The 20227-nt window shown below is 69.4% G+C and carries 16 protein-coding genes and 2 pseudogenes; 11 read left to right on the forward strand and 7 right to left on the reverse strand.

Annotated elements, in window-relative coordinates:
* The first annotated feature begins 76 nt into the window (after nucleotides 1-76).
* Nucleotides 77-1042 carry a DUF4349 domain-containing protein gene (locus tag ACYVDG_RS28105; protein WP_460760694.1) on the forward strand — a complete coding sequence of 322 codons (966 nt, stop codon included), beginning with the start codon at nucleotides 77-79 and terminating at the stop codon, nucleotides 1040-1042.
* Between the two features lie 79 nt (nucleotides 1043-1121).
* Here the strand turns inward: ACYVDG_RS28105 and hemE are convergent, their stop codons facing one another.
* Entirely contained in the window at nucleotides 1122-2090 is a 969-nt protein-coding gene (gene hemE / locus ACYVDG_RS28110; RefSeq protein ID WP_460760796.1) for a uroporphyrinogen decarboxylase, read from the reverse strand.
* Nucleotides 2091-2428: 338 nt separating this feature from the next.
* On the opposite strand from hemE, the gene ACYVDG_RS28115 reads away from it, so the two are divergent.
* The 4 genes from ACYVDG_RS28115 (at nucleotide 2429) to ACYVDG_RS28130 (ending at nucleotide 6250) form a co-directional block, all read left to right on the forward strand.
* Nucleotides 2429-3004: a DUF3000 domain-containing protein gene (locus tag ACYVDG_RS28115; protein ID WP_460760698.1), complete on the forward strand. Its 576-nt coding sequence runs from the start codon at nucleotides 2429-2431 to the stop codon at nucleotides 3002-3004.
* Between the two features lie 97 nt (nucleotides 3005-3101).
* Nucleotides 3102-4364, forward strand: a complete 1263-nt coding sequence (locus ACYVDG_RS28120) for a ribonuclease D (RefSeq protein WP_460760702.1) — start codon at nucleotides 3102-3104, stop codon at nucleotides 4362-4364.
* A 205-nt stretch (nucleotides 4365-4569) separates the two neighbouring features.
* The gene (locus tag ACYVDG_RS28125; protein ID WP_460760705.1) at nucleotides 4570-5571 is read left to right on the forward strand and encodes a tetratricopeptide repeat protein; all 1002 of its coding nucleotides are present in this window, start codon (nucleotides 4570-4572) and stop codon (nucleotides 5569-5571) included.
* 172 nt (nucleotides 5572-5743) lie between these two features.
* Nucleotides 5744-6250 carry an FBP domain-containing protein gene (locus ACYVDG_RS28130; protein ID WP_460760709.1) on the forward strand — a complete coding sequence of 169 codons (507 nt, stop codon included), beginning with the start codon at nucleotides 5744-5746 and terminating at the stop codon, nucleotides 6248-6250.
* Nucleotides 6251-6288: 38 nt separating this feature from the next.
* Here the strand turns inward: ACYVDG_RS28130 and ACYVDG_RS28135 are convergent, their stop codons facing one another.
* Nucleotides 6289-8142: an ABC transporter ATP-binding protein gene (locus ACYVDG_RS28135; RefSeq protein ID WP_460760712.1), complete on the reverse strand. Its 1854-nt coding sequence runs from the start codon at nucleotides 8140-8142 to the stop codon at nucleotides 6289-6291.
* Between the two features lie 220 nt (nucleotides 8143-8362).
* Between ACYVDG_RS28135 and ACYVDG_RS28140 the strand changes: the two genes are divergently transcribed.
* Together ACYVDG_RS28140 and ACYVDG_RS28145 are read left to right on the forward strand one after the other, a co-directional pair.
* The gene (locus tag ACYVDG_RS28140) at nucleotides 8363-9538 is read left to right on the forward strand and encodes a thiolase family protein (RefSeq protein WP_460760802.1); all 1176 of its coding nucleotides are present in this window, start codon (nucleotides 8363-8365) and stop codon (nucleotides 9536-9538) included.
* Nucleotides 9535-11628: a 3-hydroxyacyl-CoA dehydrogenase NAD-binding domain-containing protein gene (locus ACYVDG_RS28145; protein WP_460760717.1), complete on the forward strand. Its 2094-nt coding sequence runs from the start codon at nucleotides 9535-9537 to the stop codon at nucleotides 11626-11628. Before ACYVDG_RS28140 ends, ACYVDG_RS28145 begins: the two co-directional genes overlap by 4 nt.
* Nucleotides 11629-11719: 91 nt before the next feature.
* On the opposite strand, the gene ACYVDG_RS28150 is transcribed toward ACYVDG_RS28145, so the two are convergent.
* Nucleotides 11720-12805, reverse strand: a complete 1086-nt coding sequence (locus ACYVDG_RS28150; RefSeq protein ID WP_460760723.1) for a zinc-binding dehydrogenase — start codon at nucleotides 12803-12805, stop codon at nucleotides 11720-11722.
* 214 nt (nucleotides 12806-13019) lie between these two features.
* Between ACYVDG_RS28150 and ACYVDG_RS28155 the strand changes: the two are divergent.
* Nucleotides 13020-13424, forward strand: a pseudogene (locus ACYVDG_RS28155) (hypothetical protein); the annotation flags it as partial.
* A gap of 16 nt (nucleotides 13425-13440) precedes the next feature.
* On the opposite strand, the gene ACYVDG_RS28160 reads toward ACYVDG_RS28155, so the two are convergent.
* On the reverse strand, nucleotides 13441-13899 hold the full coding sequence (locus tag ACYVDG_RS28160; protein ID WP_460760728.1) for a zinc ribbon domain-containing protein: 459 nt from the start codon (nucleotides 13897-13899) through the stop codon (nucleotides 13441-13443).
* Between ACYVDG_RS28160 and ACYVDG_RS28165 the strand changes: the two genes are divergently transcribed.
* The gene (locus tag ACYVDG_RS28165; RefSeq protein ID WP_460760810.1) at nucleotides 13787-14059 is read left to right on the forward strand and encodes a hypothetical protein; all 273 of its coding nucleotides are present in this window, start codon (nucleotides 13787-13789) and stop codon (nucleotides 14057-14059) included. The genes ACYVDG_RS28160 and ACYVDG_RS28165 overlap by 113 nt on opposite strands.
* Before the next feature lie 59 nt (nucleotides 14060-14118).
* The gene (locus tag ACYVDG_RS28170) at nucleotides 14119-14580 is read left to right on the forward strand and encodes a MarR family winged helix-turn-helix transcriptional regulator (protein ID WP_460760732.1); all 462 of its coding nucleotides are present in this window, start codon (nucleotides 14119-14121) and stop codon (nucleotides 14578-14580) included.
* A gap of 1 nt (nucleotide 14581) precedes the next feature.
* Here ACYVDG_RS28170 and ACYVDG_RS28175 read toward each other — a convergent pair whose 3' ends face one another.
* The 3 genes and pseudogenes from ACYVDG_RS28175 to ACYVDG_RS28185 form a co-directional block, all read right to left on the reverse strand.
* Nucleotides 14582-15580 carry an MMPL family transporter gene (locus ACYVDG_RS28175; protein WP_460760806.1) on the reverse strand — a complete coding sequence of 333 codons (999 nt, stop codon included), beginning with the start codon at nucleotides 15578-15580 and terminating at the stop codon, nucleotides 14582-14584.
* Nucleotides 15581-15737: 157 nt separating this feature from the next.
* A pseudogene (locus ACYVDG_RS28180) lies at nucleotides 15738-16826 on the reverse strand (MMPL family transporter); the annotation flags it as partial.
* Nucleotides 16827-17013: 187 nt separating this feature from the next.
* Complete coding sequence (locus ACYVDG_RS28185) at nucleotides 17014-19248, reverse strand: MMPL family transporter (protein WP_460760736.1); 2235 nt, start codon at nucleotides 19246-19248, stop codon at nucleotides 17014-17016.
* A gap of 151 nt (nucleotides 19249-19399) precedes the next feature.
* Between ACYVDG_RS28185 and ACYVDG_RS28190 the strand changes: the two genes are divergently transcribed.
* Entirely contained in the window at nucleotides 19400-20173 is a 774-nt protein-coding gene (locus ACYVDG_RS28190) for a TetR/AcrR family transcriptional regulator (protein ID WP_460760740.1), read from the forward strand.
* Nucleotides 20174-20227: the final 54 nt, after the last annotated feature.

Raw genomic sequence — 20227 nt, forward strand, 5'->3', positions numbered from 1 at the left:
TCAGGGGCGACCGGCCCGTTGCGGTGTCGTTATCGGACGGACGCAACGGGGGATTTTCGGATTGCGTCGAAACGGTATGAGCACTTCATCACTCCCCCGGGCGGGCCGCGCCGCCGGGGTCGCGATCTCCACCGGACTGGCCGCTCTGCTGTTCGCCGCCTGCTCGGCGTCCACTGAAACCGCGGGCGATGCCCCCGACAGCGCTCGTGAGCCCGCCAACCTGGCGGCTCCGGAGGAGGAGGCCGCCCAGGAGGGCGCCGCCGAGGGGGACGGTGAGGCGGCAGCCGATGACGCCGTGGGCTCCGATGTGGAGGTCATGGACCGGCAGTTGATCCACACCGCCGATATGAGTGTGCGCGTCGACGACGTGGCCGAGGCCTCCGACCTGGCCAAGGAGCTGACCGTCGAGGTCGACGGCTACGTCGCCCGGGAGAACCTCTCCACTCCCGAGGAAGGCAGCCCCGAGAGCACGCTGACCCTGCGGATCCCCAACGAGGACTACGAGAGCTCGCTGGACGCGCTCGCCGAACTGGGTGACCGCTCCACCCTGGAACGCTCGGTCGAGGACGTCACCGAGGAGGTCGCCGACGTCGAGAGCCGGATCGAGTCCTCCGAGGCCGCTTTGGAGACCCTGCGCGGCTACTTGGAGGAGGCCGAGGACGTGGACGACCTCCTCCGGGTGGAGGGCGAGATCCAGGAGCGCCAGGAGTCGCTCGAGTCACTCCAGGCCCGTTTGGAGTCGTTGGAGAACCAGACGTCCTACTCCACGGTCAACCTGACCCTCGCCCCGCCGGCGACCTACTTGGAGGAGCCCGCGGACGACTCCGTCGGTTTCCTGGGCGGCCTGGAGCGCGGTTGGCTGGCACTGGTCGGCCTGGGCCAGGGGCTGTCCGTGGCCGTGGGCTGGCTGCTGCCCTTCGCCGCGTTGGGCGCGCTGATCGCCGCCGGGCCGGTGTGGCTGTGGCGCCGCCGCCGGGCACGGACCGCGGCCACGGCATCCGAGCCCGTGGCCGCGGAGGGGTCCGAGCCCGACGGGAACTGACCCGGACACACGCCGACGCCCGAGTCCATTACGGGGGCCGGGCGTCGGCGTGTGTCCGGAGACCGCGCTGGAAAAGCGCCTAGGTCGCGCTCTCCTCGTGCACGAAGGCGGTGAGCCGTTCGAGCATGGTCGGGTCGGTGCTGGGAAGCACGCCGTGGCCGAGGTTGAAGATGTGGCCGTCGGCGGCGCGGCCCCGCGAGAGGATGTCGCGCGTACGGTCGGCGACGACCTCCCAAGGCGCGAACAGGGTCGCGGGGTCCAAGTTGCCTTGGAGCGCGGTACCCGGCTGGACGCGCTGGGCGGCCTTGTCCAGGGGGACGCGCCAGTCCACGCCCACCACGTCGGCCCCGGCCTCGCTGAGCAGGCTCAGCAGCTCGCCGGTACCCACGCCGAAGTGGATGCGCGGCACCTCGTACTCGGTCAGTTGGCCGAAGATCCACGACGTGTAGGGCATCACCGAGGCTCGGTAGTCCTCGGCGCTCAGCGCACCGACCCAGGAGTCGAAGAGCTGGACCGCGCTGGCCCCCGCCTCGATCTGGGTGCGCAGGAAGCCGAGCGTGATGTTGGCCAGGCGGCGCATGAGCTCGTCCCACAGCTCGGGCTCGCCGTACATGAGCGCCTTGGTGTGCTCGTGGTTCTTCGACGGCCCACCCTCGATGAGGTAGGAGGCCAACGTGAACGGGGCTCCGGCGAACCCGATGAGCGGCTTGTCGCCGAGCTCCCCCACGAGCTGGCCGACCGCCTCGGTCACGTAGGGGACGTCGTCAGGTTCGAGGTCGCGCAGGCGCTTGATCCCGCCGGCGTCCCGGATCGGTTCGTCGACGACGGGGCCGACCCCCGGCTTGATGTCCAGGCCGATCCCGATGGCCTTGAGCGGCACGACGATGTCGCTGAAGAAGATCGCGGCATCGGTGTCGTACCGGCGGACCGGCTGCATCGTGATCTCGGTGATCATGTCGGGTCGCGCGCACGCCTCAAGCATCGGCACGTCGGCGCGGACCCGTCGGTACTCGGGCAGTGAGCGACCGGCCTGGCGCATGAACCACACCGGTGTGTGGGACACCGGGAGGCGCCGGCAGGCGCGAAGGAATGGAGAGTCTTGAAGCGTCACTCTTGAATCGTGCCATGCCCGTCCCGGTGCTCTCACTCGGATCGCCGAAGGAAAGCCGCGCTTCGACGGCCGATCGGGCACGATCCGGGGCCGTGGCCGGACCGGACGGTCCCAAGATCATCACAAAACACCGACACGCCGGGAGAACTGCGACCGCCCGACGGTGACTCGTGCCACGGTCGATTCCGTGCCCACCATCACACCCTCGGCAGGACAGGTCCTGGCGGTCCCCGCCGGGACGTGCTCACCACAATATGAAGGCTGACGTTTCCACAATGCCCGATGTCGGTAGCGCCGAGAACGCGCATGAGACGTTCCGGCGAGCGGTAGAGGCCCTGCACTCTCCTCTCATCCGCCCCGAGATCACCGTGCGGGAGATCCCCTCGCCCCAACGGCTGGCTCCCCACTCCGCCGCTGTGTCGGCCGAGGTCTCGGTCCAGGGCGAGGAGATCGCCTGGGGTCGGTTGATCGTCCTGTACGACCCCGAGGGCACCCGAGACTGGCCCGGACCGTTCCGGGTGGTCTGCCAGGCCAACTCCGAGCTCGAGTCGGAGATCGCGTCCGACCCCCTGCTCGGTCCGGTCGCCTGGAGCTGGCTCACAGACGCCTTGGAGGCCAACGAGGCCAACCACCACACGCTGAGCGGTACGGTCACCCGCGCCACCACCGAGGGGTTCGGCACCAAGGCCCATGAGGGTGCCGCGACGGAGGTCGAGATGCGCGCCTCATGGACCCCGGAGTCGGACGACCTGGCCGGACACGTGAACGCCTGGTTGGCTCTGCTGGCCTCCGCCTCCGGGCTGCCCCCGCTGGACGTCACCGACATCGCCCGACAACGGTCCCGCCCCTGATCGGAGGCTGCTCGGGGGTGCCTCGGCACGGGGCCGCCCAGCGGCCCCGAAACGGCCCGTATCTGCGTTCGGTGGCCACAGCGCATACCGTAGTGGTGTGGCGAACGCGTTGAACTCCAAGACAGAAGCCCGCGAACCCGACAACGACGACGCGGAGAGGGCGCCTCTGCTGCGGGAACCCCGCGAGGGCTTGCCCGAGGTCACCTCCCACGCCGACGCTCTGGCCGGTGTCATCGCGGCCCTCGCCGCAGGTTCCGGTCCTGTCGCCGTGGACGCCGAGCGCGCCTCGGGCTACCGGTACGGACAGCGCGCCTACCTGGTGCAGCTCCGCCGGGAGGGGACCGGCTCAGCGCTGATCGACCCGATCGCCTGCCCAGACCTGAGCGAGCTGAGCGCCACCGTCGGTGAGTCCGAGGTGGTGCTCCACGCCGCGCACCAGGACCTTCCCTGCCTGACGGAGGTCAACCTGCGCCCGTCCCGACTGTTCGACACCGAACTGGCCGGGCGGCTGCTCGGATACCAGCGGGTCGGCCTCGGGTTCATGGTGGAGCGGCTGCTGAACGTACGCCTGGCCAAGGAGCACTCGGCGGTGGACTGGTCGCAGCGCCCCCTGCCGGAGGACTGGCTGCGCTACGCGGCGCTGGACGTGGAGATCCTCATCGAGCTCCGGAACTCGCTGGAGACGGAGCTGGCCGAGACCGGGAAGCTGGGGTGGGCCCGGGAGGAGTTCGCCTCCGTGCTGAACGCCCCGCCCAAAGAGCCGCGCCCCGACCCCTGGCGGCGCACCTCGGGCATCCACAAGGTCCGCAACCAGCGTTCCCTGGCCGTCGTGCGCGAGCTCTGGTACGAACGGGACCGCATCGCCCAGGAACGGGACATCTCCCCCGGCCGGGTACTGCCGGACGCGGCGATCGTGGAGGCGGCGACGACGATGCCCCGCACCACCTCCGAACTGGCCAAGATCCGGCAGTTCGGGATCAAACTGGCCCGGCGCTACCTCAACACGTGGATCAAGTCGGTGAACCGGGCCCGGGACATGGCCCAGTCCGAGCTGCCGCGTCCCAACGCGGCCGGCGACGGCCCTCCCCCGGTGAACCGCTGGGCCGACCGCGCCCCGGAAGCCGCGCGCCGCCTGGAGTCCGCTCGGGCCACTGTGTCCGGGATCGCAGAGGACGTGGTGATGCCCACCGAGAACCTTTTGCTGCCGGACACCGTCAGAAGGTTGGCGTGGGCACCCCCGCAAGCCGTGGACCCGGATTCGGTGGGTGAGTTCCTGCGCACGCGCGGCGCCCGGAACTGGCAGGTCGGGTTGACCGCGGAACCGCTGGCGACAGCCCTTCGGGACGCGGCAGAGGCGTAGCATTTCCCCCTTCAGTCAGATTGAACCCAAAAGTGACTGAACTCACCGCCCTTCAGGGGCGGTTCACGCCTGTTCCGTAGCCCGTTGTCCGATTAAGTTATAGAAACGTGCCCTGATACCTCAGGGCGCTTGACCTAACGGGTGTGTACCGGACCGAGGGCCCACAAGGCCCCGGCGCGTGATCAGGGAAATGTGGTGAGTCTTCTTGTCGTTCTGGCGTGCACTGCTGCGCGAGACGGGGTTGACGCGTTCTGCCAAGGTCGAGTCGACCAAGGCCGCCATGCCGACTCCTGAGGAGAATCGCGAGGAACGCCCCGCCGCTCGCCCCGAGCAGGTGCCGACCCCCGCTGGCGGGGTGCCCACCACCGCGCCACGCGAGTCCCTGCCCCAGCAGGCTTCGTCCTCCGGTTCCTCCGCGGGCACCGGGCCCAAGGCCGGGATGCGCGCGGCCTCCCTGGAGCAGGCCCTGCGGTCGCTGGTGGAGCGGCACGGAACCGAGCACCCGGACACCATCACCGCCCGCAACAACCTGGCGACCAAGTACGCCCAGATGGGTCGGCGTCAGGCAGCCGTGCAGCAGTTCGAGCTCGCCCTGGGCGAGGCGGTCACGGTCTACGGTGACGACCACCCCCGCACGGAGATCATCCGGGAGAACCTCGCCTGGGCCTTCGAGGATGCGGGGCGTCCGGCCGACGCCGCAGGGCAGTGGGAGACGCTGCTCAGCCAGCGCGAGAGCCAGTTCGGTCCGGCCGACGAGGACACGGTGGAGGCGCGCATGCGCCTGGCCGTGTGCTATCGGCGCAGCGGCCGCGTGGACGCCGCGGTGGCCCATTACGCGCGGGCGATCGAAGACGTCGCCTCCACCGAACGCCGTGAAGAGCTGCGCCTGGGTCTGAGCGCCGCGCAGAACATGGCCGGGCGGTACGAGGAGGCCATCTCCCAGCTGCGGATGGTGCTGGCCGGTCGCCGCCGCCGTCTGGGCAAGGGCCACCTGGAAACCCTCGTGGTGCACCACCGGCTGGGTCGCTCCTACACGCAGGCAGGGCGCGCGGACGAGGCCGTGGAGGTGCTGCGCGAGGCCTACCGGGTAGCGCTGAACTCCTCCGGTGACCCGGAGGTCCGTCGGCTCACCATGCGGATGCGCCGGGACCTGGCCGGTGCCTACAACGCCGCCGGCCGCCACCGCGAGGCGAACGCGCTGCTCTGACACCCGCGCTCCGCGCTCCCGGGCCGGGACCCCATACCGGGTTCCCGGCCCGCGGTGTGTTCGGCGCGTGGGCGCCCGAAGCACCAGCCGCCCGCGCGCGAAAACCATTCGCGCTCGGCGCCGACGCTTGACAGGATCCCCCGGTGACACCGTCGATCGTCCGGAGGCACCCGTGAGAGAGCTGAGCACCGAGGAGATCCGGGGATCGTTCGTCAACTGCCCTAAGGGGGAGGCGAAGCGGATGCACTTTCCCGCGGACTTCCCCCTTCTGCCCTGGGAGGACCTGGAGTTCGCCGGCTGGCGCGACCCCAAGGCACCCAACCGCGCCTACGTGGTGACGGAGACCGGTGACCGGGTGGTCGGTATCGCCATGCGGCTGCCGGCCGGCAGCCGCAGGACCAACTTCCTCAAATCGGTGGCGTGCTCGTTCTGCCTGACCGTCCACCCGTCCGGGGGCGTCCGCCTGTTCAGCACCCCCAAACCGGGCAAGGCAGGCAAGCAGGGCGGGACCGTCGGCCTGTACGTGTGCGACGACCTCGCCTGCCCCCTCTACGCGCGCGGAAAGCGGGAGTCAGCGCTGATCCAGCCCGCGGAGACCATCACCCGGGAGGAGCGCGTCGAGCGCCTGCGCACCAACGTCGACCGCTTCGTGACCGGTTTTCTCGCGCACGCCGACTAGGAGCCCAGCGGGCTGACTGGCCAACGGGCTGAACGCGGTCACACCGCTTCGCGAGCGCTGTCCTCCCGGTGCTCGGTGGGGTCGTCCCGGTCACCGCCGGAGGCTTGCGGATTCTCAGCCGCCTCGGGGGCCAGGAGCTGTCCGGCGGCGAGGTCCCGGTAGAGGCCGTCCCACTCGACCAGCTCGCCGTGGGTGCCCACCGCGCGGACCGTTCCGGTCTCCATGACCACGATACGGTCGGCGCTGGTGACCGTCGACAAACGGTGCGCCACCACGATCACGTTGGTGGTGCGGGCCGCCTCCAGCATGACGGCCTTGAGTGCCCCCTCGTTGGCCGCATCCAGCTGGGAGGTGGCCTCGTCCATAAGGAGCAGGCGGGGTCGGCGCAGCAGGGCACGGGCGATGGCCACGCGCTGGCGTTCGCCGCCGGAGATGGTGACGCCCCGGTGGCCGATCGCGCTGTCCAGGCCCTCGGGCAGGCGGGCGACCAGGTCAGTGAGGCGGGCGCGCTGGACGACCTCGCCCAGCTCCTCCTCGGTGGCGTGCGGCGCGGCCATCGTGAGGTTGGCGCGCAGTGTGCCGTCCAGGACCGGGGCGTCCTGCTCGACGTAGCCGATCTGCGAGCGCAGTACGTCCAGGGGCCAGTCGCGGACCTCGGTGCCGTCCAGGCGCACACTGCCGCTGGTGGGGTCGTAGAACCGTTCGACCAGGGAGAAGACAGTGGTCTTGCCTGCCCCGGAGGGCCCGACCAAGGCGGTCAGTCCCGTGCCTGAGGTCTCGAAGCTCACTCCGTGGTGCACGAGGGGGAGGTCGGGGTGGTAGCGGAAGGTGACGTCGGAGAAGGAGACCTCGGCCGGACGTTCGAGGGCGCCGTCCGAGTCACGCGCCTCGCCCGGGTTCTCCTGGTCCAGTTCGGCGACCTCGTCGATACGGCGGACCGCGGCCAGCCCGCTCTGGAGCTGGGTCAGCGACTGCACGAGGCTGCTGATGGGCTCCAACAGGTAGAAGAGCAACAGGAGGAAGGCGATCAGGGTGGAGACGGCCATCTGCCCCGCGGCCACGAGCCCGCCGCCCACCCCCAGGACCACCAGGTAGGCGGTGTTGACCGTGAGCGTCGCCAGAGTGCTGGACAGCGCGGTCCACCCGGCAACGGCCACGCCCTTGCGCCAGGACTCCACGGCGGCGCTGTCGAGGCGTCCGATCTCCGCCCGCTCGGCGGAGGAGGCCTTCACCGTGCGGAATGCGCCGAAGATCCGCTCAAGGCTCGACCCCATGTCACCGAGGGCGGCCTGGGCCGCCTGGGTGGCACGGCCGATGCGCGGCAGGACCACCCCCATGAAGACCCCGACCAGGGCGATCATGCCCATGGTGATCAGGAACAGCAGCCAATTGAGGAAGGCCATGATGGCCAGGCCGCCGATGATGAGAAGGCTGCCGGTGAAGACGTTGGTGATGCCGCTGGTGGCCACCGACCGGAGCAGGGTGGTGTCGGCAGTGAGCCGGGAGACCAAGTCGCCCGGCTTGAGCCGGTCGAGCTCGGCCACGCGCAACCGGACCAGGCGCCCGACCAGTCGGCGGCGGACCCCGAGCACGACGCTCTGCCCCGTGCGTTCGAGCAGGAAAGCGCCTAAGGCACCGATGACGGCGCCGCCGAGGACGATACCCAGCAGTGCGAGAATCGGACCGGAGATGGAGGAGCCCGCGCTCAGGGCATCGATCACGAACTTGGCCATGAGCGGCTGCACCAGACCGGTCAGACCGCCGAGGAAGGTGAGCACGCCGCCGAGGACGAGCGTGCGCCAGTGCGGTCGCGCGTACTCCCAGAGGCGGCCCAGCGGCGCTTTGGACGCCTCCTTCAGCATGCTCGTGTGCTCCCGGTCCACCTCTGCCATGCAACGCCTCCTTGCGTCATTTTTTGTCTTGAATCACCCATCACACAACCGCTTTGGCGGGTAGGGCCACAAGCATCGAAAGTAGGGTGCGCCCTCTTCTTTCGGCGGGACCTGTCCCGTCGCTCGCACTATTTGTTACTGGCGAGTAGCATGGGCGCATACAGTCCACCCACCGCTTGGAGAAGGAGGGGCCATCGTGTCGCGAACTGCCCGCGATGTCGTGTTTGTCGATGGGGTCCGCACCCCGTTCGGCAAGTCAGGCAAGGGCCTCTACGCCGAGACGCGCGCCGACGACCTGATCGTCCGCGTCATCCGCGAACTGATGCGCCGCAACCCGGACCTGCCCCCGGAGCGCGTCGACGAGGTCGCCATCGCCGCCACCACCCAGATCGGTGACCAGGGCCTGACCCTCGGGCGCACCGCCGCGATCCTCGCCGGGCTGCCGCGCAGCGTCCCCGGCTACTCCATCGACCGCATGTGCGCCGGCGCGCTCACCGCAGCGACCACCGCGGGCGCGGGCATCTCCTTCGGTGCCTACGACGTCGTGATCGCCGGCGGCGTCGAGCACATGGGCCGCCACCCCATGGGCGAGGGCGTCGACCCCAACCCCCGGATCATCTCCGAGAAGCTGGTCGACCCGTCCGCGCTGGTCATGGGCAACACCGCCGAGAACCTGCACGACCGGTTCCCGACCATCACCAAGGAGCGCGCCGACGCCTACTCGGTGCGCAGCCAGGAGAAGGTCGCCAAGGCCTACGCCGACGGCAAGGTCCAGCCCGACCTGGTCGAGACCCTGGTCCGCTCCGCGGAGAAGGGCTTCGGTCTGGCCACGGAGGACGAGCCGCCGCGCCCCGGCACCAGCATGGAGTCGCTCGCCGGCCTGAAGACCCCGTTCCGCGCGCACGGCAACGTGACGCCCGGTAACGCCGCCGGCCTCAACGACGGCGCCACCGGCACCCTGCTGATGGCCGAGGGGGTCGCCGAGGAGCTGGGGCTGGACGCCAAGATGCGCCTGGTCGACTTCTCCTTCACCGGCGTCGAGCCCGAGGTCATGGGCGTCGGACCGGTCCCGGCCACCGAGAAGCTGTTCGCCCGCCAGGGCATCTCGATCGACGACATCGGCCTCATCGAGATCAACGAGGCCTTCGCCGTCCAGGTGCTCGCCTTCCTGGAGCACTTCGGTGTCGCCGACGACGACACCCGCGTCAACCCGTGGGGCGGCGCCATCGCCGTCGGCCACCCGCTGGCCTCCTCGGGCGGCCGCCTGATGATGCAGCTCGCGCGCCAGTTCGCCGAGCGCCCCGACGTCCGTTACGGCATCACCACCATGTGCGTGGGCCTGGGCATGGGCGGGACCATCCTGTGGGAGAACACGAACTACAAGGGGGGCAAGTGAGCACCGCCATCGAACAGGCACGCGAGCTGTTCAAGGACGAGGTCGTCACCAACGCGATCTCCCGTGACGTCGAGCTCCCCTACGGCGCGGGCACCGCGGTCCTGATCACCCTGGACAACGGGCACGACCACACCAAGCCGAACACCTTCGGCCCCGCCGGGCTCCTGAGCCTGGACGCCGCGATCGAGGCCGCCAAGGCGCGGACCGACATCGTGGCCGTGGCCGTCACCGGCAAGCCGTTCATCTTCGCCGTCGGCGCGGACCTGACCGGCGTCCCGGCGATCCAGACCCGCGAGCAGGCCGAGGCGATCGGCAAGCTGGGACACGACGTGTTCCGCAAGCTCGGTGAGCTGGACGTCCCGACCTTCGCGCTGATCAACGGCGCGGCCATGGGCGGCGGCGTCGAGGTGGCGCTGCACTGCACCTACCGCACCGTCTCCGCCGGTGTCCCGGCGTTCGCGCTCCCCGAGGCCTTCCTCGGCCTCGTGCCCGGTTGGGGCGGCACCTACCTGCTGCCGAACCTCATCGGCGCCGAGAAGGCGCTGAAGCTCATCGTCGACAACCCGCTCGCCCAGAACAAGATGATCAAGGGCAAGCAGGTCCACGAGATGGGCATCGCCGACGCGATCTTCGAGCCCGCCGACTTCGTCGAGGAATCCCTGCGCTGGACCGCCAAGGTCCTCAAGGGCGACGTCAAGGTCGAGCGCCCCGAGGTCGACAAGGGCGAGGCCTGGGACAACGCGGTCAACATGGCCCGGTTCACCGTCGAGGGCAAGCTGCACGGCGCCGCCCCGGCCCCGGCCCGCGCCATCGAGCTCGTGGGCGCGGCCAAGACCGCCACCCGCGACGAGGGCTTCGACGCCGAGGACCAGGCCCTGGCCGACCTGATCATGAGCGACGAGCTCAAGGCGGGCCTGTACGCCTTCGACCTGGTACAGAAGCGCGCCAAGCGTCCCGCCGGCGCACCGGACAAGTCGCTGGCCCGCAAGGTCACCAAGGCCGGAGTCGTCGGCGCCGGACTGATGGCCGGTCAGCTGGCCCTGCTGTTCGCGCGCCGCCTGGACGTGCCGGTCGTCATGACCGACCTGGACCAGGACCGCCTGGACAAGGGTGTCGAGTACGTCCACGGCGAGGTCGACAAGCTCCTGAAGAAGGGGCGCGTCAACCAGGACAAGGCCAACCGCCTCAAGGCCCTGGTCACCGGTTCGCTGACCAAGGACGCCTTCTCGGACGCCGACTTCGTCATCGAGGCCGTCTTCGAGAAGATGGAGGTCAAGCAGCAGGTCTTCGCCGAGGTGGAGGCCGTGGTCTCCCCCGAGGCGATCCTGGCCACCAACACCTCCTCGCTCTCGATCACCGAGATGGCGTCGAAGCTCAAGCACCCCGAGCGGGTCGTGGGCTTCCACTTCTTCAACCCGGTCGCCGTCCTGCCGCTGCTGGAGATCGTCCGCGGCGAGAAGACCGACGACGCTTCGCTGGCCACCGCGTTCGCCACGGCCAAGACGCTGAAGAAGACCTCGGTACTGTGCAAGGACGCTCCGGCGTTCGTCGTCAACCGCCTGCTCACCCTGTTCATGGGTGAGGTCCTGGGCGCCGTGGCCGAGGGCACCGAGCCTGAGGTCGCCGACCGCGCGGTCGCGCCGCTGGGTCTGCCGATGTCGCCGCTCATGCTGCTGCAGCTGGTCGGTCCGGCGGTCGGTCTGCACGTCGCCGAGACGCTGCACGAGGCCTACCCGGAGCGTTTCGCCGTCTCGCCGCAGCTGGCCGAGGTCGTCAAGGCGGGCAAGACGGAGATCTTCGCCCCGGACTTCACCATCGACCCCGAGGTGAAGGAGCTCCTCGCGGGCGGGGACAACCCGTCCGAGGAGAGCGCGATCCTGGACCGCGCCCTGCGCGCCCTGGCCAAGGAGATCCAGCTGATGCTGGACGAGGGTGTCGTGGCCGAGGCCGCCGACATCGACCTGTGCCTGATCACGGGCGCCGGTTGGCCGTTCCACACCGGTGGCATCACCCCGTACCTGGACAAGGTCGGCGTGTCCACCGCGGTGAACGGCAAGCCCTTCCACGAGGGCGACCCGCAGGCCGTCTAGAGCCGGCGAGCAGCCTGTACGGGCCCGGTCTCCCACCGTGGGGCCGGGCCCGCTTCGTGCCCGCGGACGCGGGCCTGTCAGCCGGTACCGGTCAGCCGGGGATGAGGGCGGTTCTCGGCGGCCGTTCTTCGAGGGCGTGCCTGACGGCGTCGTCGATCCGCTCCAGCGGGAAGGACGCGCCCACCAGAGCCGCGAAGGGCTCCAGGTCGTCGAGCGCGGAGAGGAACGCGACCGCGTCGACCAGGTCCCGGACGGTGTAGTTGTGGGTGCTGGTGACGGTGATCAACCGGCGCACGAGGTCGTCGGGGCGCACCGGGACCGGGTCGACGGGGAAGACCGAACCGGCCAGCACCAGGGTGCCGCCGATGCCGAGCAGGCCCAGGGAGGCCGTTACCGCCGCGTTGCTGCCGGACAGCTCGACGACGATGTCGGAGCCCTCTCCCCCGCTCGCCTCGCGTACCGCCTCCGCCGCCTCGTCGGGCGCCACCGCAGCCGTGGCCCCGAACCGGACGGCCAGCGCCCTGCGCGCGGCGTCGGTCTCAACGGCGACGACGGCGGGAACCCCGAGGTGGCGCAGGTAGGCGACGGCGGTCAGGCCCAGCATCCCGCAACCCTGTACCACGACCGCGCGGGCCGACCGGGCGCCGGTGCCGCGCAGCGCGTTCACCACGGTGGCGGTGGCGCAGTTGGCCGGGGCCAGTACCGCGTCGGGCAGGTGCTCGGGGACGGGGACGATCCCGGTCCCGGCGACCAGGTGGCAGTGGCTGGCGTAGCCCCCGTTGAGCGCCCACCGGTCGGAGACGGCCTCGTGGCCGTACTTGCGCAGCCGTGCGCACTTCTGCAGGATGCCGCGCAGACAGCGGGGGCAGTCACCGCAGGAGGTCCCGATGGTCCACGTGACCCGGGTGCCCGGCACCAGGGGTCGACCGTCATGGGTGGTGGTCCCCGGACCGGCGGCGAGCACGGTCCCGACCGCCTCGTGCCCCAGGACGGTGGGGACCGGGGTCGGCCGGTCGCCGCGCAGCGTGTGCAGATCGCTGCCGCACACGGTGGCCGCCCCGGTCCGCACCACGGCCTCGCCCGGCCCGGGTTCGGGGAGGCCGAAGTTCGCGAGGCGGAACCCTTGCTGGGGACCGTCCCAGACCGCGGCGGTCGCCTGTTCCGTGGAAAATCCCAATGTCACGTCCTCGGGTGGGTGGTGTGCAGGGCGCTGACGAGGCAACACGGGGCGGAGAACGGGAGGGCGACGCCCGGGCGAACTCCGCACCGCGAACGACCGTACTTTTCCGTATCCGGCACCGCTACCCACTCTTTTCCATGGAAAGACGACTTATGCCCGCATTTCAATTACAGAAACATACTTACTAGTAACCCTCGGTAATGTTTGGCTCGTGGCAATCTCCCCTGAACACCAGATCTACGCGGAGCTGTTCTCCGACGCCCCCGACATGGCGGTGGGCTTCCTACGCGACCTCGGAGTGGAGGTACCGAAGTACGACCGCAGCGAGCTGACGTCCTGCGACCTCGGACACGTCGACCCGGTCGAGCGGCGGTCCGACGTGGCGATCATGCTGCGCGGCAAAGTCGGCGAGGACCCCTTCGGCAAGCTGATGGGCATCGTCGTGGAGGTCCAACGGGACGAGAAGGAACGCAAACGCTTCACTTTGCCCGAATACGTAGCCTCCCTGCGTTCCAAGAACGAGTGCCCGGTGTCGCTGCTGGTCATCTGTCCCCGGCAGCACGTCGCCGACTGGTACAACCGACCCATCCAGCTCGGCCATCCGGGGTTCGTCCTGAACCGTTGCTGATGTCTTAAGCAATCATCAGCATTCCGTGCATTTCTGTACGAAAGGTCCGTGACGGTGTCACCACAACCTCAGTTGGGTGTCCTGACGACGGTGCCGGAGCTTCTTTCCGCATTTGCGGTCTTGCGCCACCAGCCCGCCCCGCACCCGCCGAACGGCGGGAACGAGTAGTGCGGGTCTTACGGTCGGCTCCACGGGCCTTCAGAGCCCTCGCTCCCCGGTCTCCGGCCACTCCGGTACCGGTACTGCCCACCTGCGCCGCCAAGGCGGCGAGGTTGCGTGCTGCGTTCACGTCCCGATCCAACACCAGGGGACACTCATCGCAGTCGAACACCCGAACGTGCAACGGCAACTTGGCTTTCGTCGCCCAGCACCCCGAGCAAGTCTTACTACTGGCAAACCAGTGGGCCGAAAGCCTCAAAGCCGAGGGGGCGTTGGAGGCCCGCGCAGAGAGCGTTCTGCACATCCTGGACAAGCTCGGCATGACCGTTTCCGATGAAACAAGGGAACGCATCAAGAGCTGCCGTGACCTGGAACAGCTCTATGTCTGGTTCGACAGGGCTATAGATGTCTGGCTCGACAGAAGCCTCGACATCGCATACATCGACGAGCTCTTCGAGGACTGATTCCTACGTCCGGCTGACCGTACCCCATACCGATGGTCGGCCGGACGTAGGATGTGTGTATGAGCGAGGCGAGCGAGCGGGACTCCCCCCTGTGGCACCTGACCGGGTTTCGGCTGATCAAGCTGGGTGAGCTGGTGCAGGCGACCACGGCCTCGGTGTTCGAGCCCATGGACGTCAACGCGCGGCAGTTCCACGTACTGGCCACCGCCGCCACGATGGCCGAGCCCTCGCAGCGGGAACTCAGTCGCACGCTCGGGATCGACCCCAACGTCATGGTGGGGGTCGTGGACGAGCTGGAGCGGTTGGGGCTGGTGGAGCGGGTGCGCAACCCCCACGACCGGCGGCGGTACATCGTCACCCCCACCGCGCGGGCCAAGGAGGCGCTGGCCGAGGCCCGCGCGGCGGTGGAGCGGACCGAGCGGGAGTTCTTCGCGGGCATCTCCGAGGATGAGCGCAACACGCTGCACGAGCTGTCCGGGCGGCTCATCGGCCAGCACCCCCGGGTCACGAAGACCGAGTAGGTCAGTGGGCGAGCCCGAGCCGCTCGTGCAGGCGACGCAGCGGGCGGGGCGCCCACCAGTTGGCCCCTCCCGCCAGGCGTATGGACACCGGCACCAGCACCCCTCGGATCAGCGTGGCGTCGACCAGGATCACCGCTGCCATGCCCAGGGCCAGCATGATCAGGTAGAACACGCTGGAGGTCGCGTAGACAGCGAAGGAGGCGGCCAGTACCACGGCGGCCGCGGTCACCAGCGGGCCGCTGCGCTGGAGCCCCGCGGCCACCGCCGAGGTGGTGTCGCCGGTGAGGTCGTACTCCTCCTTGATCCGGGACAGCATGAACACCTCGTAGTCCATGGACAGGCCGAAGGCGACACAGAACATCAGGATCGGGAAGGTCACCTCCAAGGTCCCGTCGGCGGTGATGCCCAGGAGGCCGGACAGGTTGCCCTCCTGGAAGATCCACACGATCACCCCGAACATCACCGCCAGGCTGAGGACGTTGAGCACGACCGCCTTGAGCGGCAGCAGGAGGCTCCCGGTCATCAGGAACAGCAGGACGAACGTGACCAGCAGGATCATGCCGAACACCAGCGGGACCCGGTCCAGCAGCGCATCGCTGAAGTCGGTGAGGTCGGCCGGGTAACCGCCGATCTCGGTGGCCGCGGGCGCGGGGACGTCCCGGATGCGGTCGATGAGCCCGGAGGCGTCGTCCAGCGCCTCGACGGAGGGCACCACCGACAACCAGGCCGCGTCGTCGGAGGCGAAGCGCTCCTCGGCGGCGGCACCGGGCTCGATGGTGTGCTGTCCGTCCTGGTAGGTCCCGGTGAGCGCGTCGACCTGGCTCACCCCGTCCACCTGGGACAGGTCCCTCGCGTACGGGTCGATCTGCTCGGACTCGGCCGCGGGCAGGTCCACCAGGACGTGGACGGCGTCCATCTCCTCCTGGGCGAAGCCGGCCTCGATCTGTTCCTGTACGTCGCGGCTGGAGTGCCCCTCGGGCAGGACACGCGCGTCGGGCAGGCCGAAGTTGAGCCCGAGCGCCGGGGAGGCCGAAGTTGAGCCCGAGCGCCGGGGAGGCGAGCAGCAGGACCAGGCCGAGGGCGGGCAGGCCGAAAAGCAGGGGGCGGCGCATCATCCGTAGCGAGGTGGCGTGCCACCAACCGCGGTCGGCGCGGGGTTCGCGGCGGGGCTGGACCCGGTGTCCCACCTTGGCCAGCGCCGCCGGCAGGATCACCAGGGCTGCGATCATGGCCGTCAGGACCACGCCCACCCCCGCGTAGGCGAAGGACCGCAGGAAGGGGAAGGGGAAGAGCATCAGGCAGGAGAGGGAGACGGCCACGGTGAGTCCGCTGAAGACCACCGTGCGCCCAGCCCTGGTCACCGAGAGCTGCACCGCCTCCGGCACGGTGTGCCCCCGGGCCAGTTCCTCGCGGAAGCGGTTGATCACGAACAGGCTGTAGTCGACCCCCAGCCCGATACCCATGACCAGGGTCAGGTTGGCGGCGAAGGTGGACACCTCGGCCAGTGCGGCGGCACCGCGGAGGAGGGCCAGCGTCGTGATCACCGAGTACACACCCATGGCCAGGGTGAGTCCGGCGATCGAGGCCCTGCGGTAGAGCAGCAGGAGCAGGGCGAAGACCAGCGGCAGGATGATGATCTCGGCTCGGACGAAGTCGCTTTGGGCCTGGGCAGCGGCTTGACGGAAGATCTCGTCGCCGCCACCGACCTCCACCCTGATCAGCTCGTCCTCGCGCGTGAACTCCGGTGAGATGTCGGCGAGGGCGGCGCGGGCTTCGGTGACGTCGCCCGCCATCCGCACGGTGACGAGGGCTTGGGTGGCGTCGTCGGAGCGCAGGGACGGTGAACCGCCGCGTGACCAGTAGGAGGCGGTCTCGGCGACGCCCTCCTGGGCGGCCATCTCCTGTTCCAGGTCTGTGGCGGCCGCCACCACCTCGGGGTCGTCCACGGTGCCCTGTTCGGCGGTGACCAGCAGCAGGAAGTGGTGCTTTCCGGTACCGAACTGCTCTTCCAGGGCCTGCTCGACCTCGATGGACTCCGAACCGGGGCTTTCGAAACGGCTGAGCATGAGCCGGTCGAGAGTGCCGGAGGCCAGGACGAGCGCGGCCAGGCAGACGATGACGGCGGTGAGGAGGACTCGGCCGGGGCGCCGTGCTACGCCTCGGCCCAGCCGGGCGATGAGCGGCGGCCGGGGTGGTTCGGGAGCTTCGGGGCTCGGTGGCGAACTCGTGGTGGGTGCGGCGGACATGGGGTCTCCTGGGTGCGTGTGGCGCCGGGGCAGGTGCACCGTTCTCTGACCTGTAGTCCTGAAATATAGTATGCCCAACCTACGGTCAATCAAGTGTATTATCCATGGCGCCTATCACATGCGAAGGCCCCGCCCGGCGTCTTGCCGGGCGGGGCCGTGGGAAGCGGGGTTCCGTGAGCGGGGGCGGTCAGACGCCCGCGGGCACCCTCTCCCGTTCCTTCCCGCTCTTCTCCCGTGCGGCGGGGAGCGACTCGTCCTCCTCGTCGCCGCCCTCGGAGATGCCGATCCGTTCGTGCAGCCAGCGCAGCGGGCGCGGCAGCCACCAGTTCCAGTCGCCGAGCAGGCGCATGGAGGCGGGCACCATGATCGCCCGGACCAAGGTGGCGTCCACGAGTACCGCGAGTGCGAGGCCGACCCCGATGATCTTCAGGAAGAGCAGGCCTGAGGTGCCCATCGCCAGGAGCACCACGCCCAGCAGCAGGGCGGCGCTGGTGATGATCTGCCCCGTGCGCTGCAACCCCAGGGCCACCGAACGGGCGTTGTCGCCGCTGCGCAGGTATTCCTCCCGGACCCGGCTGAGCAGGAACAGCTCGTAGTCCATCGCCAGGCCGAAGGACACGATCATGATGAGGACCAGGTAGGTGGGGTCGATGGTGCCGACCGCCTCGAAGCCGAGCAGTCCCCCGAAAAAGCCCTCCTGGAACCCCCAGATCACCACACCCAGGGACGCACCCAGGGAGAGCGCACCCATCAGGACCGCCTTGATCGGCAGGATGACGGAGCCGAAGGCGAGGAAGAGGAGCAGCAGCGTGGAGGCGATGATGAAGGTGATCGTCTTGGGTGACTCCGCGACGATGGCGTCCAGGTTGTCCAGCTGCATGGCGGCCACACCGCCCACCAGGACCTCCTCCGAGCCGTCCGGCCCGGCCTCGGCGCGCACGTCGTGGACCAGGTCGGAGACCTCCGGGTCATCGGTGGCGCCCTGATAGGCAACCTCGATGTGCGCAACGCCGTCTCCTGTGCGGTGGATCGTGGTCCGGAGCGCGCCGGGCAGCGCGTCGAGGCGTTCGACGTACTCGTCGAGCTCGTCCTCCGGGCTGTCGCCCACCACCGCCACGTGGAGGCGCCCGACCTCGCCGGCCGGGAAGTCGTCACCCATGGCATCGGTACCGATCCGGCTGTCGGCTTCGGCGGGCAGGTAGCGCTGATCAGTGGCGCCGAGTTCGGTAGAGGCGAGACCGGACGTGAAGGCGGCCAGGACGCATCCCACCGCGACCAGCGACACGGCTGGCCCGCGCATCACCGTCCGGGCCAGGCGGGCCCAGGCACCGGCGTTCTCGTCGATCACCCCGGTGACGGTCCGACGGGGCAGCGGCAGCTTGAGCTTGTCGATCCGGTGGCCGACCACGGACATCAGCGCGGGCAGGAAGACCAGTGCGGCGAGGAGGTCGAAGGCCACCACTGCGATGCCGCCCCAACCGATGGACTGCAGGATGGGCTGGGGGAAGAACAGCAGACCCGCGAAGGCGATACCCACGATGACGCCGGAGAAGGCGACGGTGCGCCCGGCGGTGTCGACCGTGCGGCGGACCGCGTCCGGTACCGAGCGGCCCTTGTTGAGCTCCTCACGGAAGCGGCTGACCATGAACAGCCCGTAGTCGATCGCCAGACCGAGGCCGAGGAGGGTCGCCACGTTGATGGCGAACACCGACACCTCGGTCACGTAGGTGAGGGCGCGCAGCACGGTGAGGGAGCCGAGGATCGCCAGTGCGCCCACCGCGAGAGGGACGAGGCCGGCGATCAGGCCACCGAAGATCACGACGAGGAGGAGCAGGAGGAGCGGCAGGGTGATGAGTTCGGCCCGGATGATGTCGGTCTCCGCGGTCTCGGAGAGCTCGTGCTCCACCGCGATCGGTCCGCCCAGGTGGCTCTCCAGGGGGCCGGACTCCAGCGCCTCGGAGGCCGCCTCGAACTGGTGCAGGCGCTCCTCGTGCGACTGTCCGGTGAGGGTGACCGGCATGTAGGTGGCGTGCATGTCCTCGGAGACGAGCATGCCCCGCTCGATGTCGTCGAGCTCCTCGTCGAGGTAGAGGTCGTACCCAGCGATGACGTCCTCGGGCAGGTCGTCGGCCATCCGCTGCACCGCCGCCGCGAAGGTCGGGTTGTCCACCTGCATCTCGTCACTGCGGTAGACGGCGATGATGTCGATGTCGTCGTGGCCGAGCTCGTCTTGGAGGACGTCCATGGCCTGGGACGACTCGGAGCCGGGGTCCTCGAAGCCGCTCTCGCTGACGTCGTTGAAGACTCCGAGGCCCCACACCACGGAGAAGGCGGTGAAGAGCCCGGTCAGTGCCAGGACCCACCATCTGCCCCGGTGGGCGCCGAGCCCCAGTCGGCCGAAGATCCCCGTGTGTGTCGGCATGGGCCGCCCTTTCGCGCGAACAGTCGTCATGAACGTGAACAGTGTTTGCTAACGGTGTTCACTAAAGCGTGCGGGCATTACGATGTCAATATCGCCGAAGAGAACCACAGCGCCGCGACCCTGGCGCGCGAGACGGGGTGTACCGCAACAGATGACGAAACCGCCGGTCACAAGCGACCACCGGACCGGGGGCACCCTGAGCCGCCGTGAACGTGTGCGTGAAGCCACACTCACCGAGATCAAGGAGATCGCCCGCAAGCACCTCGTGGAGTTCGGGGTCGCCGGGGTCTCCCTTCGCGCGATCGCTCGGGAGATGGGCATGACCGCCCCGGGCCTCTACCGGTACGTGCCGGGGATCGACGCGCTGCTGGTGGCGATCACGGCGGACATGTACGAGGAGCTGGCCGACGCGGTGGCCGCGGCCGATGCCAGCATGCCCGCCGAGGACACCGACGGGCGCATCCTCACCTCGTTGCGCGCCTTCCGGACCTGGGCCATCACCCACCAGACGGAGTTCTCGGTGATGTTCGGCCCACGCACCCGGATCGACCCCCACACCGACATCACCGTCGCCCTGGAAGCCGGGCGCAAGTTCGGCTCCACGTTCTTCACGCTCTTCGACCGCCTGGTGTCCGAGGAGCGCTTCAGCGTGCCCGCCGACGAGGACCTCGCACCCGAACTGCGCACGGAGCTGCGCTCCTTCGCCGACACCGTGGGCTTCTCCTCACCCGACATCCCCGAAGGCGCCGCGATGGTGCTCACCACGTGCTGGGTGCGGCTGTACGGCGTGGTGTGCATGGAGGTGTTCCAACACCTGAACTTCGTGGTGCGCGACATGGAACCACTCTTCGAGTCCGAGCTTCAGAACATGGCAAGGGACCTCGGGGTGCGGTATTTCCCTCCGCACGGGGCGCGGGACTCATAACGCGGGGACAGCCTCGCAGCAGAATGACCGTTTAAGCCCCATACTGGAGGTCTG

It is taken from the genome of Nocardiopsis oceani, from assembly GCF_054777395.1.

Bases quoted from the DNA above. Each gene is read 5' to 3' on its own strand.
- ACYVDG_RS28185 (WP_460760736.1), bottom strand. From the start codon at position 19,248: ATGCCGACACACACGGGGATCTTCGGCCGACTGGGGCTCGGCGCCCAC.
- ACYVDG_RS28190 (WP_460760740.1), top strand. From the start codon at position 19,400: ATGACGAAACCGCCGGTCACAAGCGACCACCGGACCGGGGGCACCCTG.
- ACYVDG_RS28160 (WP_460760728.1), bottom strand. From the start codon at position 13,899: ATGTGCAGAACGCTCTCTGCGCGGGCCTCCAACGCCCCCTCGGCTTTG.
- ACYVDG_RS28170 (WP_460760732.1), top strand. From the start codon at position 14,119: ATGAGCGAGGCGAGCGAGCGGGACTCCCCCCTGTGGCACCTGACCGGG.
- ACYVDG_RS28135 (WP_460760712.1), bottom strand. From the start codon at position 8,142: ATGGCAGAGGTGGACCGGGAGCACACGAGCATGCTGAAGGAGGCGTCC.
- ACYVDG_RS28115 (WP_460760698.1), top strand. From the start codon at position 2,429: ATGCCCGATGTCGGTAGCGCCGAGAACGCGCATGAGACGTTCCGGCGA.
- ACYVDG_RS28105 (WP_460760694.1), top strand. From the start codon at position 77: ATGAGCACTTCATCACTCCCCCGGGCGGGCCGCGCCGCCGGGGTCGCG.